Annotated in this window: 15 protein-coding genes; 9 read left to right on the top strand and 6 right to left on the bottom strand. The window is 34.2% G+C overall.

Features of this window, described 5'->3' with window-relative positions; genetic code table 11:
* Positions 1 to 16 precede the first annotated feature (16 nt).
* The 8 genes from BLP44_RS11655 (at position 17) to moaA (ending at position 6,100) form a co-directional block, all read left to right on the top strand.
* Positions 17 to 763, top strand: coding sequence for a sulfite exporter TauE/SafE family protein (locus tag BLP44_RS11655; RefSeq protein ID WP_091133127.1), 747 nt, complete (start codon positions 17 to 19; stop codon positions 761 to 763).
* A gap of 212 nt (positions 764 to 975) precedes the next feature.
* A complete protein-coding gene (locus tag BLP44_RS11650) occupies positions 976 to 1,548 on the top strand; it encodes a molybdenum cofactor guanylyltransferase (protein WP_091133126.1) in 573 nt (190 codons plus the stop codon).
* A 5-nt stretch (positions 1,549 to 1,553) separates the two neighbouring features.
* Complete coding sequence (cobA, locus tag BLP44_RS11645) at positions 1,554 to 2,342, top strand: uroporphyrinogen-III C-methyltransferase (RefSeq protein ID WP_091133124.1); 789 nt, start codon at positions 1,554 to 1,556, stop codon at positions 2,340 to 2,342.
* 2 nt (positions 2,343 to 2,344) lie between these two features.
* Complete coding sequence (locus tag BLP44_RS11640) at positions 2,345 to 2,584, top strand: MoaD/ThiS family protein (RefSeq protein WP_091133122.1); 240 nt, start codon at positions 2,345 to 2,347, stop codon at positions 2,582 to 2,584.
* 11 nt (positions 2,585 to 2,595) lie between these two features.
* Positions 2,596 to 3,690, top strand: coding sequence for a HesA/MoeB/ThiF family protein (gene moeB, locus BLP44_RS11635; RefSeq protein WP_091133119.1), 1,095 nt, complete (start codon positions 2,596 to 2,598; stop codon positions 3,688 to 3,690).
* Between the two features lie 70 nt (positions 3,691 to 3,760).
* On the top strand, positions 3,761 to 4,192 hold the full coding sequence (locus BLP44_RS11630) for a molybdenum cofactor biosynthesis protein MoaE (RefSeq protein ID WP_008468715.1): 432 nt from the start codon (positions 3,761 to 3,763) through the stop codon (positions 4,190 to 4,192).
* Positions 4,192 to 5,106, top strand: a complete 915-nt coding sequence (moaCB, locus tag BLP44_RS11625; RefSeq protein WP_091133118.1) for a bifunctional molybdenum cofactor biosynthesis protein MoaC/MoaB — start codon at positions 4,192 to 4,194, stop codon at positions 5,104 to 5,106. The genes BLP44_RS11630 and moaCB overlap by 1 nt, the downstream gene beginning before the upstream one ends.
* Positions 5,093 to 6,100 (top strand): GTP 3',8-cyclase MoaA, encoded by a 1,008-nt coding sequence (moaA, locus tag BLP44_RS11620; RefSeq protein ID WP_091133116.1) that lies wholly within the window; start codon positions 5,093 to 5,095, stop codon positions 6,098 to 6,100. Before moaCB ends, moaA begins: the two co-directional genes overlap by 14 nt.
* A gap of 125 nt (positions 6,101 to 6,225) precedes the next feature.
* On the opposite strand, the gene BLP44_RS22870 is transcribed toward moaA, so the two are convergent.
* From BLP44_RS22870 to BLP44_RS11605, 3 genes are all read right to left on the bottom strand, one after another.
* Entirely contained in the window at positions 6,226 to 6,870 is a 645-nt protein-coding gene (locus tag BLP44_RS22870) for a hypothetical protein (protein ID WP_139159201.1), read from the bottom strand.
* 130 nt (positions 6,871 to 7,000) lie between these two features.
* Positions 7,001 to 8,431, bottom strand: coding sequence for a rubredoxin (locus BLP44_RS11610; protein ID WP_091133114.1), 1,431 nt, complete (start codon positions 8,429 to 8,431; stop codon positions 7,001 to 7,003).
* A gap of 112 nt (positions 8,432 to 8,543) precedes the next feature.
* Positions 8,544 to 12,059 (bottom strand): nitrate reductase, encoded by a 3,516-nt coding sequence (locus BLP44_RS11605; protein ID WP_091133112.1) that lies wholly within the window; start codon positions 12,057 to 12,059, stop codon positions 8,544 to 8,546.
* Between the two features lie 176 nt (positions 12,060 to 12,235).
* Between BLP44_RS11605 and BLP44_RS11600 the strand changes: the two genes are divergently transcribed.
* Positions 12,236 to 12,940, top strand: coding sequence for a Crp/Fnr family transcriptional regulator (locus tag BLP44_RS11600; protein ID WP_091133110.1), 705 nt, complete (start codon positions 12,236 to 12,238; stop codon positions 12,938 to 12,940).
* Positions 12,941 to 13,171: 231 nt separating this feature from the next.
* Here the strand turns inward: BLP44_RS11600 and BLP44_RS11595 are convergent, their stop codons facing one another.
* Genes BLP44_RS11595 through BLP44_RS11585 form a run of 3 tightly spaced genes read right to left on the bottom strand, consistent with a single transcriptional unit; the run spans position 13,172 to position 15,945 of the window.
* On the bottom strand, positions 13,172 to 13,792 hold the full coding sequence (locus tag BLP44_RS11595) for a class I SAM-dependent methyltransferase (RefSeq protein WP_091133108.1): 621 nt from the start codon (positions 13,790 to 13,792) through the stop codon (positions 13,172 to 13,174).
* A gap of 3 nt (positions 13,793 to 13,795) precedes the next feature.
* Positions 13,796 to 14,509 (bottom strand): exonuclease/endonuclease/phosphatase family protein, encoded by a 714-nt coding sequence (locus BLP44_RS11590; protein ID WP_091133106.1) that lies wholly within the window; start codon positions 14,507 to 14,509, stop codon positions 13,796 to 13,798.
* A gap of 59 nt (positions 14,510 to 14,568) precedes the next feature.
* Positions 14,569 to 15,945: a KAP family P-loop NTPase fold protein gene (locus tag BLP44_RS11585; RefSeq protein ID WP_091133104.1), complete on the bottom strand. Its 1,377-nt coding sequence runs from the start codon at positions 15,943 to 15,945 to the stop codon at positions 14,569 to 14,571.
* Positions 15,946 to 15,983 lie beyond the last annotated feature (38 nt).

Genomic DNA, 15,983 nt, shown 5'->3' with positions numbered 1-15,983 from the left:
AAAACAAAAAAACAAAATGACTCTCCTAAGTTCCGAAAATATACTATTATTCAGTTTTGCATTAATTATAATTGCATTTCTATATTCAAGCGTTGGGCATGGCGGAGCTTCTGGATATTTGGCTTTGATGAGCATTTTTGCTTTTCCGGTTTCGATTATGAAACCATCAGCTTTGTTGCTGAATTTATTTGTATCGAGTATTTCGTTTTTGTTTTATTATAAAAATAATTATTTCAAACCCAAGCTGTTTTATCCGTTTGCTATTGCTTCGATTCCAGCAGCTTTTATAGGAGGTTTTATCACTTTAGATAATACGATTTATAAAATAATTCTCGGAACTGTATTAGTTTTTGCAGCGTTGAGGTTGTTTGGAATATTTAATTTTAAAGAAAAAGAAGAGGTAAAAATAAACCTTCCGTTTGCTTTGGCCATTGGTTTTGCGATAGGATTATTATCTGGAATGTTGGGAATTGGCGGTGGAATTATCTTAAGTCCGATCCTGTTATTTTTAGGGTGGGCATCAGTAAAAGAATCGGCTGCGATTTCCAGTTTATTCATTTTTGTAAATTCATTTGCAGGAATGTTGGGATTCTTTTTAGGAGGAAAAACAATTCCGATGGAAAGTTTTTATCTCGTTCCAATTGCTGTTGTAGGAGGAATGCTGGGAGGATTTTACGGAAGCGGCTCTTTCTCCAACAGAACATTAAAAATGGTATTAGGAACGGTGATTTTAATGGCAAGCGTGAAATTGATTTTTCCTTGATAATGATATGGTTTTGCCACAGATTTAACAGATTAAAAGGATTTTTTTTTGCCACGAATTACACGAATTTCAGTTACATATTTAAAAAAAATAATTTGTGAAAATTTGTGTAATTCGTGGTAAAAAAATCAAAACAAAGCATTTAAAGAAATCTTTTTAATCCTTTTAATCTGTGGCAAGAATAGACAAAAGAAACCTGAAATAAGAAAACTATGAAAACACTAACAGTATTTATTCTTTGCGGAGGAAAAAGCTCCAGAATGCAGTCAGAAAAAGGATTGGTTTTGTTTCAGGAAAAACCATTCATTGAGCATATCATTCAGGCAATTTTGCCCATTACAAACCATATAAAATTAATCACGACTTCTAAAGAATACGATTATTTAAACTATGAAAAAATAGCAGATTTAGTTGAAGATAAAGGTCCGTTGGGTGGAATTTATACTGCATTATCACATTCAGAAACCGAATTCAATCTGATTTTGAGTTGTGATATTCCGTTAATTTCGACTGAATTATTGCAAGAATTAATTTCAAAACATACAAGTGAGGCTGGAATTACAGTCTTTGCATCCGAAAGCAAAACACATCCGTTAATTGGGATTTATTCAAAAAATATTGTTTCTGTTATAAAAGAAGCGATCGATTCTGATGAGCTTAAAGTGATGGATCTGCTGGCCAAATTGCCGCATCAGATTATCAATATAGAAGAAAGTGAAAACTATCATTTGACGAATATTAATTCGGCAGACGAATTAAATGATCTGAATATCAATTTAACTTAAAGACTATGCGAGATTTAAAAACACCCAAATTGACTATTGTAGGTGCAGGTCCAGGCGACGTTGAATTGATTACGCTAAAAGCAATTAAAGTTTTAAAAAGTGCCGATGTCGTTTTGTACGATGCTCTGGTAAACGAAGAATTGTTAGAATATGCACAAAATGCAGAAATTGTTTTTGTTGGAAAACGTTTAGGTTGCCATGCTTATACTCAGGATCAGATTAACGATTTGATTGTTTCTATGGCAAAAACTCATGGGCATGTGGTTCGCTTAAAAGGCGGTGATCCCTTTGTTTTTGGAAGAGGAAGTGAAGAAATCGAATTTGCTGAAGATTTTGGAATCGAAACGGCGATTGTGCCTGGAATTTCATCTGCTTTAGGAGTTCCTGCTTCGGTTGGAATCAGTTTGACGCAGCGTAAAGTAGCAGAGAGTTTCTGGGTTATTACAGGAACAACTTCAGACCATAAATTGTCAAAAGATATTCAATTGGCATCGAAATCGGCTGCAACGGTTGTTATTTTAATGGGAATGCATAAATTGGACGAAATCATTTCGATTTATCAAGAAAATAGAAATGATGATTTGCCAGTTGCCATTATTCAAAACGGGACGAAAAATTCAGAGCAAAAAGTAATTGGAACTATCAATACAATTACTAAATTGGTATCTGAAAAAAACATATCATCGCCGGCAATTATCGTTATCGGTGAAGTCGTTAGAACTACATCAAGTTGGATTTCGTATTTTCAGGAACACTTTGATGACGAATTTATTTTTCAAAATTTAAATTTATAAAAATGATTGAGGTTAAATATTTTGGAGCTGTCGCTGAAAAAACAAAATGTGAATTCGAAACATTATCTTTTTCAGAACAATGGTCGTTGGAAAAATTATTACAGGATTTAAATGAAAAATACGAGTTTGAATCACTGACTTTCAGCGTTGCAGTCAATCAAAAAATAGTTTCCAAAACTTCAGATTACACTTTACAGACTAGCGATATTGTAGCATTGTTGCCGCCATTTGCAGGAGGATAAAAACATGATTTATGAGTTCATCAACCCGATATAACAGACAAATTATACTTCCTGAAATAGGAGAGGAAGGTCAGGAAAAATTATCCAGATCAAAAGTTTTAGTAATTGGTGCAGGAGGTTTGGGCGCTGCAATTTTGCCGTATCTGGCTTCTGCAGGAGTGGGAGAAATTGGAATTGTAGATCATGATGTTATCGAAATTTCTAATCTTCAAAGACAAGTAATTTACAAAACTGAAGCTATCGGAAAATCAAAAGCAAAGGAAGCCAAAGCAATGATTACTGAATTGAATCCTTTAGTTAAAGTAAAAGCAATTTCTGAAAAGTTATCTGGAAGAAATGCCATTTCATTATTTGAAAAATATGACATTATAGTTGATGCAACAGATAATATCGCCATCAAATATTTAATAAACGATGCCTGTCTGGTAACTCATAAACCAATGGTTTACGGATCAATTTTCAGGTTTCAAGGACAAGTTTCGGTATTCAATTATAAAAATGGACCAACTTACAGATGTCTATATCCCGAAGAAAATTTAAACGCGGCAAATTGTGAAGAAGCTGGAGTGCTTGGCGTTTCAGTTGGGATTATCGGAATGCTTCAAGCCAATGAAGTTTTAAAAATGATTCTCGGAATCGGAGCAATTTTAAGCGGAAAAATATTGGTTTATAATACGCTGAATAACGAACAGCAAAAGTATGATTTCGAGAAAAATGATTTTCAAACCATCACCAGAGAAGCATTCGAAGAAAAATACAATAAATGTGAAGTGGAGGAAGTAAGTTTTGAATCAGTTTTGAATGAAATGGATAACGATGAAGTTCTTTTTCTCGATGTTCGAAATGTAGATGAATCGCCAAAAATCAGTTTAAAAAATCAAATTCAGATTCCGTTAATGCATTTGGAAAGTAAGTTAGAAAAACTGGATAAAAAACAAACCATTTACATTTTCTGCCAATCTGGAATTAGAAGTAAAATTGCATTCGAGTTGCTTCAAAAGCATCGATTTAAAAATATAAAAAGCATTGCTGGTGGGGCTTTAGTAATGCGAAATTTATTAGAAGAAAAAAAAGATAGCCACGAATTCACGAATTTTATTTTTTAAAATCAATGTAATTGCACAAATTATTACGTTATAATTCGTGCATTCGTGGCTAAAAAAAAATATATAAAAAATGAGTAAAAATGTATTTGTAGAAGGACCGATTTCTCCTGAGTTTATTGCCGAATCGATTGCCAAACATCAATCAAAACATACTATTGGGGCACATAATATCTTTTTAGGGCAAGTCCGTGCCGATGTCATTCACGACAATACAGTCGTTGCAATTGATTATTCGGCGTATAAAGACATGGCGAATGAAGCGTTATATGCAATTCGTGAAAAAGCTTTCGCCAAATTTGATTTGACCTGTATGCATATTTATCATAGTTTGGGCGTGGTAAAAGCAGGCGAAATCTGTTTGTTTGTTTTTGTGTCGGCAACACGTCGCAAACAAGTTTATGAAGCCACAGAAGCTATCGTAAATTGGATCAAAACCGATGTTCCGATTTTTGGCAAAGAAATGTTTGAAAACGATACATTCACATGGAAACAAAATAGTTAATGGTAGATATTACGCATAAAATAAGCACTTTAAGAGTCGCAACCGCAACCGCAATTGTCAAAGTCAGCAAACAAGAAACAATTGATGCTGTTGTCAATAATTTGGTGCCAAAAGGAAACGTGTTTGAAATGGCAAAAACGGCTGGATTATTTGCTGTAAAAAACACCCATTTATCCATTCCAGATTGTCATCCGCTTCCAATTGAATTTACTTCAGTCGAATATCAAATTGAAGGATTAGAGATTCATATTATTTTCAAAGTAAAAACCGTTTACAAAACAGGAGTTGAGGTTGAAGCGATGCACGGCGCATCTATCGTAGCGTTGACCATGTACGACATGCTGAAACCAATTGATAAAGAAATTGAGATTTCAACAATTAAATTAATTAATAAAGAAGGCGGAAAATCTTCTTTCAAAAATAAGTTTCCGAATGCTATAAAAGCGGCGGTTTTTGTTTGTTCTGACTCGATTTTTGCTGGCGATAAAGAAGATCGTTCAGGAAAAACAATTGTAGAAAAATTAGAATCATACGGAGTTGAAACTTCGCATTACGAAATCATTCCAGATGAATTGGACGTTATTCAAGAGAAAACAAAAGCTTACGCTAAAGAAAATCACTTGGTGATCTTTACGGGCGGAACTGGTTTATCGCCAAGAGATGTAACACCTGAAGCTTTAGAGCCGATTTTAGAAAGCAGAATTCCAGGAATTGAAGAAGCTATTCGAAATTACGGTCAGCAAAGAATGCCGTATGCGATGCTTTCTAGAAGTGTTGCAGGAACTTTGGGGAATAGTCTAGTTTTAGCGCTACCAGGCTCAACAAACGGAGTAAAAGAATCTATGGATGCTGTTTTTCCGCACGTAATGCACGTTTTTCATATTTTAAAAGGAAAAAATCATGACAGCCTCTAACACTATTTTGACGGATGGTTTTGGACGCAAGCACAATTATCTGCGCATTTCGCTGCTGGAAAAATGCAACCTGCGTTGTACGTACTGCATGCCAGCGGATGGGATCCCGCTTTCTCCAAAAGCCAGTTTAATGACTGGAGATGAGATTTTTGCAATTGCTCAGACTTTCGTAAAAAATGGTGTTGACAAAATTAGATTAACAGGCGGAGAACCTTTATTAAGAAAGGACTTTCCCGAAATTGTTTCTAAATTATCAACTTTAAACATTTCACTTTCTATAACGACAAACGGAATTTTAATTGATCGTCATATAGACGTTTTAAAGCAATTTAATGTCAAAAAAATTAATTTGAGTTTAGATACTTTGGTAGCCTCTAAATTTGCCTCTATAACGCTTCGAAATCAGTTTGAGAAAGTGATTGATAATTTGCATTTGCTTTTGAATCATGATTTTGAGGTAAAAGTGAATGTAGTCTTGATTAAAGGTTTTAATGAAAACGAAATTGTCGATTTTGTAAAACTGACTCAGTTTCTGCCAATCTCAGTTCGTTTTATCGAGTTTATGCCTTTTGCAGGAAATGAGTGGGACAGAAGTAAAATGGTGTCACAGAACGAGATTTTATCTTTAGTAGAAACTCAATTTTTATCGGATCAAATTCAAAAACTGGAAGATGAAAAAAACTTCACTTCGAGAAATTATAAAATTAAAGACTTTCAAGGCGATTTCGGAATTATCAGTTCGATTACAAATCCATTTTGCGATAGCTGCAATAGAATCCGCTTGACGGCGGATGGTAAAATTAAAAATTGTCTTTTCTCCAATGCAGAAACCGATTTGTTGACGGCATTTAGAAACGGAGAATCCATCACTGATTTGATTTCAGAATCGATTCAGAATAAAAAGAAAGTCCGCGCTGGAATGTCTACCGTTAATGAAATTGATGATCCAACACTTCATTCAGATAATCGTAGTATGATTGCGATTGGGGGGTAAATTAATTATTAATTGTAAATTATTAATTGTGAATTGTCTGGCTGACCGAAGTCTAAGCCTAATTCGCAATGACTCGTTGGTGCGTAAAAAAAGGTTCAACTCATAAAGTCAAACCTTTCTTATAACTATTTTTTCTTTTTAGCTTTAGCTTTTTTCTGAGCCTTAGCTTTCTTTTCAAGTTTCTTGGCTTTCGCTTTTGCTTTTTCTTTTTTAGCCTTTTCTTTTTTCTTTTCAGCGGCTTTTAGTTTTGCTTTTTTAGCTTTTTCTAATTTTTTAATAACAGCTTTAATCGCTTTTTCTCTTTTCTTTTCTTTTTCTTTTTTGGCTTTAAGTTTAGCTTTCAGCTTTGATTTTATATCGTTTTTTTCTTTACCAATTTTTTCAACCGTTACAACTGGCTTGTTTTCTTCAAAAGGTACCGGAATGTCATCAGTTTTGATTTCTACGATTTCAGAAACGATAGGTTCTGTTTTTGTGGGAGTCGTTGCTGCTTTTTTCACAGTCGCAGACGGAGTCGCTTTTGAAGCTGCTCTTACAGGAGTTTTTGCCACAGGTTTTACCGTAGCTGCAGGAGCTTTTGTAGCTGCTGTCTTCGCAGCAGGTGATTTTGTAGTTGCAGTTTTCGCAGCTGATGGTTTAACAGCCGTTCTGGTGGTTCTTCTAATGGTTGTCTTGGTTTCTGGCTGTATTTCTGTAGTACTTTCTACAGCTGTTTCTGCGGGAATATCAGTAACTTTTTCAGCAGAAGTTGATGTTGTTCTTTTTATCATAACGGTATTTTTTATTGAGTAATAGATGTTAACCAAATGATTATAAAGCTTTTGAAGTATGCAGCTTTATCATAAATTCTTTGTTAAGCTAAATATACGCAATTTTTGAATACATAAATAATAGAACTTATTAATTTTCAACCGTTTCCAAAATCCTAAAATTGCTTTTTGGTGCTTCACAAAGAGAACAGCAATACGTTTCTGGGAGATTTTCAAACAAAAGGCCTTTTGGAATTCCCTGTGTTTCGTCTCCATATTCAGAATTATAAAGCGTTAAGCATTCCTGACATTGGTAAATATCCTGTTGCGGTTTTTCTTTTTTCTGTTGTTTTTCAATAATCTCAGACGCAGTGTTTCCTAATTCTTCAAAATATTTTCGACTTAATTCAATTAGAATGGTTGGCAGTTCGAGTTTGTCAATATCTTGCGAATGCACAATGTATTCACGTGTATTTGGGTCGAAGTTCTTTGCGAACAAGACATTGTAAGTATCGCGTATCTTAATGGATTCTAAATCCTTTGGCAGTTCATTTTTTTCAATGACAATCGAAGTAAAATAATGCCCGTCGCGATTGTATTCTGAAATTCCGAAATTCAATCCGTATGTACTGATGTCAAATTGATCTAATGTTCTAACGAGGAACGTTTTTAGGTTCAAAGCCCATTCCATTGCAACAGGTAAGTGCCAATTGAGTTCTAATAAAGAATGACGAACGTTGATGCCTCGTTTTCCTAAGAATTTTTCCCATTCTAGTTTTCGATCTTTCGGAATCCCTTTTATGATGAAAGATTTCCAAGGCGTGATACAGATTTTTCCGATTTTGCATTCAAAACACAAATCGCACATTTCTTTCAAGAAATCTAAATCGTAAAGATTGTTTCGCCAATACAATCCCAGCCAATATTGATCGATTCCCATTCTGTTCATTCCTTCGTAATACGGAAATGGATAAAACGGAATGTTCAATGGTTTGTCGATTGTTCGGTTATTAGTGTCTAAAGCTTCGCTTACTAAAGTAAAAAGCATTTCAATATCAACAGAACCTTCGTCGGTTATTTTTTCGATTTCATAGTAAATCTTTGCCAAATCCCAGCTGTAAAGCAAAACAGGATAGAATTCCATTTTTTCCCATTTCGGAAGACGAATGTACAAATACCAATAATCTTCGTGTTCTGAAGCTATAAAATTTAAATGTCCTGTAAACAGAGGAACCAATTGCTGTTTCGGATCGGTTATATTGACTTTTAGTTTTGGCTGTTCTTTAAACTCTTCCAAAATATATAAAAAACGATTTCCAGTCAGCCAATTGGTATTTCTGAAAATATCAGTCGAAACATAAGATGAAACGATATTGTTCCCGCTTTTCTGGTCGGGATAAACAAAATGATGTTTTCCTAAAGTGGTTTTGTCCAAAGATTTAAATCCTTTTGGAAAAATAATATCCTGTCTAGAACCAAACGAAATGGAATCCAGCCCTTCTTCCAAAGCGATATTTACAACTTCTCGTAATTCTCCTGGCGATATAACGCCTCCTTTTACTATTAATCTTGTTAGTTCCATTTTTTTTAGTTTACAGTCTCAGTTTTCAGTCTCAGTTTTCAGTCTCAGTTTTCAGTCTCGGTTTTCAGTCTCGGTCTAGTATTCACTGAAAACTGAGACTGCGACTGTAAACTTATTTACACTTCGCCAATATCTCTTTAACCTCTGTTTTACAACTTCCGCAACCTAATCCTGCGCCTGTGTTTTTGCATAATGCTGTGAAATCGTTTACACCACTTTTAATGGTTTCTTCAATGTTTCCAGCTCCAACCTGACTGCAGGAACAGACTAATTTTCCTAAAACCGGTTTTGCGTTTGAACTCCCTCTTAAAAGCGTATTTCGTTTGTCTGATAATTCGATTTTGCTTTCAATCATCGTTTTAAATTCGGCAAACTCGTTTTTATCGCCCATCAAAATGGCACCGACCAAAAGATCATCTTTTACAATGCATTTTTTGTAATAACGTTTTTTCAAATCGGCAAAAACAATTTCTTCGTACGAATCGTCATTTTCTGGAATCGTAATATCTCCAATGCTGCAAAGGTTAATGTCTTCTAATTTCAGAATATTCATTAGGATAGAGCCTTTGTAATAACTGCTGATATCGCCTGCTAAAAAATTAGCCAGAATATCTGCCTGTTCTTCAGCGGCAGAAGTTATTCCGAATAATTTATTATCAAATTCAGCTATTTCACCAATTGCAAAAATATCTGGATTTGAAGTCTGTAAATATTGATTTACTTTAACTCCGCGTCCACATGAAAGTCCACTTTCGCGTGCAATTTCGATATTCGGAATAGTTCCAATTGTATAAACTATGGCATTGGCCGTTATGATTTTACCGCTCTTTAAAGCAATTTCAATTTCGTTGGGATTATCAGTTTCAAAAACCGTACTGACTTCATTATCAAAATAAATCTGAATATCGCGAAGCTGGACTTCTTCGGCTAATAATTTGCTTGAAATTCGGTCCAACTGACGTTCCATCAAACGAGAAGCGCGCTGAATAATAGTGGTTTTTACTTTTTTATGTTTTAAAGCGGCTGCTAATTCTAATCCTAATAAACCACCGCCAATAATGACGACATGCTGTTCTTCTGGAGGAAGATTGGTGTTGTCTAAATGTTTTTTCAAACGGTCAGCATCTTCTTTTCTTCGAACGGTGAAACGTCCAGGAAGATGCAGCTGTGCATTTTCAGGAATAAACGGACGGCTTCCTGTTGCAAGAATCAAAGAATCGAAAGTATGAATCTCTCCTTGGCTGTCTAGAATTGTTTTTTGTTTCGCATCTATTTTATCAATAGAAACTCCCGCTTTCATAGTAATTTTTAGCTTATTGAAAGTTTCTCCGTCTTTTACTTTTAAAAGCTGTTCCCAACTGAATTCTCCAGTCATGTATTCGGGAAGCAAAACGCGATTGTAAAACGGATTTACTTCATTCGAAAACACAATGATTTCATCGGTTGTATTGAACTCCCGATAGTTTTGAATAAATCGAAAAGAAGCTGCTCCGGCACCAACAATGGCAATTTTCTGAAAAGGTTTTACATATTTTTTAATCGAAACGGTTGTAAACTTAAAATCAGGTTCTTTTGAAATTGGATCAACAACTGTATTCGTTAAATTATTGGTTCTATTTAAATCATTTTCAAGTTGTTTTCCCCAATGCATTGGCAAGAAAACTACTTTTTCTTTGATCGAATCTGTGACTTTTGCTTTTACGCGGACTTCTCCATTTTTGCTTGAAACGACCACAATGTCACCATTTTTAATATCGTTTTTAAATGCATCAATTGGATTTATTTCTAAAACCGGACTTGGAATATGCGTTAATAATCGAGATACTTTTCCAGTCTTAGTCATCGTATGCCATTGATCGCGAATTCTTCCTGTGGTTAAAATAAAAGGAAATTCATCATTTGGTTGCACCGACGTATTTTCAATCGAAACAGGCAGATTAAAAATCGCTTTTCCAGAAGGCGTATAGAATTTTTTATCGGTAAATAATCTTGGAGTTCCCGGATGATTGTAATCTGGAACAGGCCACTGAAAAGTTCCTTCGGTTTTTAAACGATTATAATTTAAGAATGAAATATCAATATTGGTATTTTTGGTAAGCGCGCAATGTTCTTTGTAGATTTCTTCGGCGCTGTTGAAATTAAAGCCGTTGAAATTCATTTTTTTAGCAAAACGAATCAAGATTTCAATATCAGGAAGCGCTTCTCCAGGCGCATTGATTCCTTTAGGCAGATAAGAAATACGACGCTCCGAGTTGGTCATCGTTCCTTCTTTTTCCAGCCAGCCAGCAGCAGGCAATAATAAATCGGCAAATTTGGCGGTATCGGCATTATGAGAAATATCCTGAACGACAACGAATTTAGCGTTTTGAAGTGCTTTTTCGGCTCTTCTCGAATCGGGCAAACTCACTAGTGGATTGGTACAGATAATCCAAACGGCTTTCATTTTTCCAGATTCTAAAGCTTCAAACATTTCTGTTGCCGTTAAACCTGGTTTGTCTGAAATTTCGTCAACACCCCAAAAATCAGCAACTTCTTTACGATGCATTGGATTGGCAATATCTTTATGCGCTGCCAAAAGCGTTGCCATTCCGCCTACTTCGCGTCCGCCCATTGCGTTGGGCTGTCCCGTTAATGAAAAAGGACCTGAACCCGGTTTTCCAACTTGTCCCGTTAAAAGAGATAAATTCAGCAATGCCGTGTTTTTGTCAACGCCAACAGCACTTTGATTTAATCCCATTGCCCAAAGCGAAATAAAACCTTTTGCTTTTCCGATAATATCGGCAGCAAGTTTAATGTCGTTTACCGAAATTCCGCAAAGTTTAGAGGCTTTTTCAAGTGAAGTTCCTAAAACTAAATCTTTGTATGGTTTGAAATTCTCGGCGTGGTTTTTTACAAAATCATGATCTACGTAACCTTTTTCGATAATGCGTCTGGCAATAGCATGATATAAAATAATATCAGAACCTGGAATAATCTGCAAATGCAAATCGGCGAAAGCGGCAGTGTCGGTTCGTCTTGGATCGATGCAGATTATTTTAGTTTTCGGATTTTTCTCTTTGTGTTTTTCTAAACGTCTAAATAGAATAGGGTGGCACCAAGCTGGATTTGCGCCTGTAATTAAAAATGTATCAGCCAATTCGATATCATCATATGCAATTGGCACAGAATCTTCACCGAAAGTCTTTTTGTAGCCTACCACTGCAGAACTCATGCAAAGTCTGGAATTGGTATCGATATTGTTGGTTTTTAGAAATCCTTTAACGAGTTTGTTGACTAAGTAATATTCCTCTGTTAAACATTGACCCGAAATATAAAAACCAACGCTATCTGGTCCGTGTTTTTTTATGATTGAAGAAAAAACCGCTGCAGCTCGATCCAGAGCAGTGTCCCAACTTACGCGTTCCAGCGGATACGATTTGCTTCCACGCATTTCTGGATATAAAATTCGGTCAGAAGTATCGTTGACTACGTAGTGCAGATTCATTCCTTTAGAACATAACATTCCTTTGTTTACAGGATGATCTTTGTCGCCCTCGACCATTACACCATTTTTGGCATCGTTGGTCACGATTATGCCACAGCCAACGCCGCAGTAGGAACAGGTAGTTTTGATCTTCGTAGTTTGCATTAGAGTTCTATTTAGAGATACTACTTTATTTGAATAATTTGACTTTAGAAAAAGTACGTAAGCAAAAATAAGTATTTTTACGTATTAATACGTATTTTTTGGATTTATTTTTTTATTTTTGATGAAAATAAATGAGCAACAACAAATTAGTTTTTAATCGGCTAAAAATTAGACTCATGAAAGAAGAACCAACCGTTTGTTATTCCTGTGCCAATGAAAATTGTTTTATCAAGAAACATTTGCATTTAGAGCAGATGACAAGTTATATTTCTAAAAAACAGAATATAATCTGTAAAAAATCGGATCAGTTTATTACCGAAGGCTCGCCTTTGCAGGGACTTTATTTTATTTGCAAAGGAAAAGCCAAAACAGTAAAAACGGGAATTAACGGTCGTGAACAGATTGTTCGATTAACCAAAAACGGTGATATAATTGGTTTTCGCGGATTTGGAACGAGCAAACGATATCTAATTGGCGCTTATGCATTGGAAGATACTGTTTTGTGTAATTTCAGTAATGAAACAATGATTGAAATTCTACAGCACATTCCCGAATTTACGTATGCCTTAATGTTGTTTTATGCTGAAGAATTAAATAAAAGCGAAAATAATATCCGCAAAATTGCACACATGAATGTTCGTGAACGTGTGATTGATTTATTGCTATATATTCATCGCAAATTTGGACAAAGGAATGGTTTGATCGATATTGAGCTTTCACGAAAGGAAATTGCTGATTTTGCCGGAACTACAGAAGAACAAGCCATTCGTATTTTATCAAGCCTAAAAAAAGAATCATTGATAAAAACAGAAGGAAAACGTGTTGGGATTTTGGAAGTTTCAACCTTGCGAGCTGAAATAATGGAGCATAAGTATTTTTAAGTTTCTAAGTTGCTAAGATTCTAAGATGCTAAGGTTTCTGATTGTAGGATGCATTGCAATGCGTCTGCATTTTAACACATAGAAACATAGAATTTGAAATCTGTCGAAAAAGATTATTTTAAAAATCTAGATTTTTACACATAGCTATGTGTATTTATGAAAGTGAAACGCCTTTGATGTATTTTAAAATCTATGTTTCTATGTGTTAAAAATGATTGTACGTACAAATATTTATTTTTTTCTTCCCACAAATCGAATTACTGAACCTGTTCCGTTATGGAATAAACCTTCGCTGAGTTCGATTTCTTTTTCTTCCAATTCGATGATTTCATAATTTGGAAAATCGGCTTTGATTTCTTCTATCGAAAATAAAGATTCAATGTCTTTTGGTCCGCCAACTTTTTCGTTTTTAGTTACATATTCTAAATGCTTTTTGCTGAAAGCTTCAAAAATAATGATTCCGTTTTTGCGTAAAAATTTGTGAAGCTGTTTGTGAATTTCCGATTTAATTTCAGCTGGAAAATGCGCGTAAATCAATGCAATTGCATCAAATTGTTCTGCTTCAAAATCAAGAGTTTCTAATTCGCCAACCTTATAATCAATCGAAACGTTATTTGCTTCTGCAAATTTTAAAGCTTTGTTTCTCCCTTCTTGGCTGATATCAAAAGCGGAAACTTGCCAGCCTAATTTTGCAGCAAAAATGGCATTCCTTCCTTCGCCTTCGGCAGGAAAAAGAATAGAGGCTGGGTTTAGTTTTTCTAGTTGTTCTTTTAAAAAGTTATTGGGTTCTTCGCCGTATGCGAATTCTTCGCTTTTATAACGGTCGTCCCAACGCTGAGTCCAGTTGTTCATGTTTTATGTATTGAATTTAATTATTAAAGGTTTATGGTCACTGTGCAAAGTCCAATCTTTATAACTTCCTACTTCCACACTTTCTAAAGCTTCAATAAAATCATTTGAAGCAAAGCAATAATCCATATGATACGGCTTGTTTTCGTGTCGATACATATACAAAGTTGGATGTGCTTCTTGCCCCTGAATTTGATTGAAGTATTTGTGATACGTGCTGAAAATATTCTTTTCGGCTAGTTTGTTTACTACAGTGGTATGATTGCCTTCGCGACGTGGTTTATCCCAAATAGTATTGCTGTTGAAATCGCCAATCAAAATGGTTTTGGTTTCTTTGATTAGATTTTCGTAAAAATTAATCGCTTTCCAAATTTGAGTTACGTAAGCGCCATCTTTATCTGCAGGATTATTTGCCCAAATGGCGAATAGCATAAAATCAGCTTTTCCTCCGGTAACGGCTATTGGTAGAATATTTTTAAAATCAGGATTATGGCAATCTAATAATTGAAAACGAAAATCGCTATAAGAAAAAACGCCAAGACCTTTATTCGGATTTGTGCCGAACCAAAGAATATCTTTTGGTGTTTGTATTTCGGTTGGAAATTTCAATTTTTCAGGACTTTCACATTCAGAAATTACAGCAATATCAGGATTATGAGCGAGAATGAATTCTGCTTTTTTTCTGAATGCCATGTTGCAGTTCCAAGCGATGATTTTCATTTTAATAGCTTCCTTATATATATTATTAAACTGTACTTGCTAAAAAACAAATTGAATAACTATTCTCGACTAACAAGATCAATGCGAGCAATTATCTGGTCTATAGAATTTATTTGAAAGTCAAAATATCTGTTTTCGAAATCTATAATTAGTCGTAATAGTTGATTGTGGTCAGATACGGCTCCTATCTTTAATTCATTTGTATTTGTAACTGGATTGAAATCGTACAGTTGGTCATTATTAGTATTAGGATTAAGAAAATTATTATAAAAGAAAACTAAATTAGCCTCGATTAAAGGTTGGAGATAATGTTTCTCATTTAGAAAAAATATATTTAAAATTGATTGTTGTAAATCTTCAATAGAATAGATTTTTAGTTTGATATTATTGTAGCTTTCAGAATGAAGGACCTTTAAATATATAAGGGTTATAAAAAGAACCGGGAAAATTTGCCTCTGACCTTTACATGTTTTAAAAACGGCCGTTGCATGAGCAAATATTTTTTCTTGCTGTCTAAGTGTAATTTTTGGATTTGAAAAAAGATAATAGCAGATCTTCAAAAATTCACTTTTTTCATTACCAATCATATTTCTATTCTTTTCTTCAAAAAGTTCGGATAAATTATAATAGTTATAAAGGTAATCTGAAAATTTTTTTGGATCAGGATTTGGAAGTGAATATTCTAAATCAATAAATCGCCTTAAATATTCTTCTGAATCAATATTATCATTTCCATAGACACCTTTTATTGCAAATTCTAATTGTTTTTTATCAATCGATAAAACAAAAACTATATTTGGGACAGAAAAAAAATGTTTAATTTGTTCTAAAAGGGATACAGCATAATTTGGTCTACATCGATCAAGTTCATCGATTACAAAAACTAAAGGTTTATCTTTAGTTGTATCTGCAACAAATTTTTTTAAACTTTCCTTAAATTCAGTTATATTTTCTTTTCGATGTAAATATTCATCAACTTCTTTTTTGAATATGTCTTTTGCCTCTTCTGTTATATCTTTTAAATTATCCTGTAAACTCTTAGAATCAATGTGTTTTTCAATCAAGGATTTTATTAAAATTGGCAATATATGTTTACTAATTATTAAACCTTTTTCTAATATATTATCAAATAACTTTGTTGATTCAGGTTTCATAATTGGTTTTAATTCTCCAATTAAAGCTGTTAATGCATTATCTTCAAAATCATTTTCCCAAGCATTAAAATAAATTGTTTTAAAATTCAAATTTTCCAAATAAACTAGCCACATTTTTACAAATGTTGTTTTGCCTGTGCCCCATTTGCTATTTAGCCCCATTACAAAGCCTTGACTATTAGTTTTTACAACTTCAGTTAGTACTTCAGCATAAATTTCACGTTGTAATTTGCAATGTTTAAAAGGATTTTCTTTTTCAATGGCTAACAATTCATGCCTCATGTATTCTTGGGTTTTGTTTTTATATGAAAAGTGAACTC

Source organism: Flavobacterium anhuiense (assembly GCF_900101855.1).
GTDB lineage: Bacteria > Bacteroidota > Bacteroidia > Flavobacteriales > Flavobacteriaceae > Flavobacterium > Flavobacterium anhuiense.
This window is presented reverse-complemented; position numbering and strand designations above follow the sequence as displayed.

Coding starts and splice junctions, on each gene's coding strand:
- BLP44_RS11655 (WP_091133127.1), top strand. CDS start 17: ATGACTCTCCTAAGTTCCGAAAATATACTATTATTCAGTTTTGCATTA.
- BLP44_RS11650 (WP_091133126.1), top strand. CDS start 976: ATGAAAACACTAACAGTATTTATTCTTTGCGGAGGAAAAAGCTCCAGA.
- cobA (WP_091133124.1), top strand. CDS start 1,554: ATGCGAGATTTAAAAACACCCAAATTGACTATTGTAGGTGCAGGTCCA.
- BLP44_RS11640 (WP_091133122.1), top strand. CDS start 2,345: ATGATTGAGGTTAAATATTTTGGAGCTGTCGCTGAAAAAACAAAATGT.
- moeB (WP_091133119.1), top strand. CDS start 2,596: ATGAGTTCATCAACCCGATATAACAGACAAATTATACTTCCTGAAATA.
- BLP44_RS11630 (WP_008468715.1), top strand. CDS start 3,761: ATGAGTAAAAATGTATTTGTAGAAGGACCGATTTCTCCTGAGTTTATT.
- moaCB (WP_091133118.1), top strand. CDS start 4,192: ATGGTAGATATTACGCATAAAATAAGCACTTTAAGAGTCGCAACCGCA.
- moaA (WP_091133116.1), top strand. CDS start 5,093: ATGACAGCCTCTAACACTATTTTGACGGATGGTTTTGGACGCAAGCAC.
- BLP44_RS22870 (WP_139159201.1), bottom strand. CDS start 6,870: ATGATAAAAAGAACAACATCAACTTCTGCTGAAAAAGTTACTGATATT.
- BLP44_RS11610 (WP_091133114.1), bottom strand. CDS start 8,431: ATGGAACTAACAAGATTAATAGTAAAAGGAGGCGTTATATCGCCAGGA.
- BLP44_RS11605 (WP_091133112.1), bottom strand. CDS start 12,059: ATGCAAACTACGAAGATCAAAACTACCTGTTCCTACTGCGGCGTTGGC.
- BLP44_RS11600 (WP_091133110.1), top strand. CDS start 12,236: ATGAAAGAAGAACCAACCGTTTGTTATTCCTGTGCCAATGAAAATTGT.
- BLP44_RS11595 (WP_091133108.1), bottom strand. CDS start 13,792: ATGAACAACTGGACTCAGCGTTGGGACGACCGTTATAAAAGCGAAGAA.
- BLP44_RS11590 (WP_091133106.1), bottom strand. CDS start 14,509: ATGAAAATCATCGCTTGGAACTGCAACATGGCATTCAGAAAAAAAGCA.
- BLP44_RS11585 (WP_091133104.1), bottom strand. CDS start 15,945: ATGAGGCATGAATTGTTAGCCATTGAAAAAGAAAATCCTTTTAAACAT.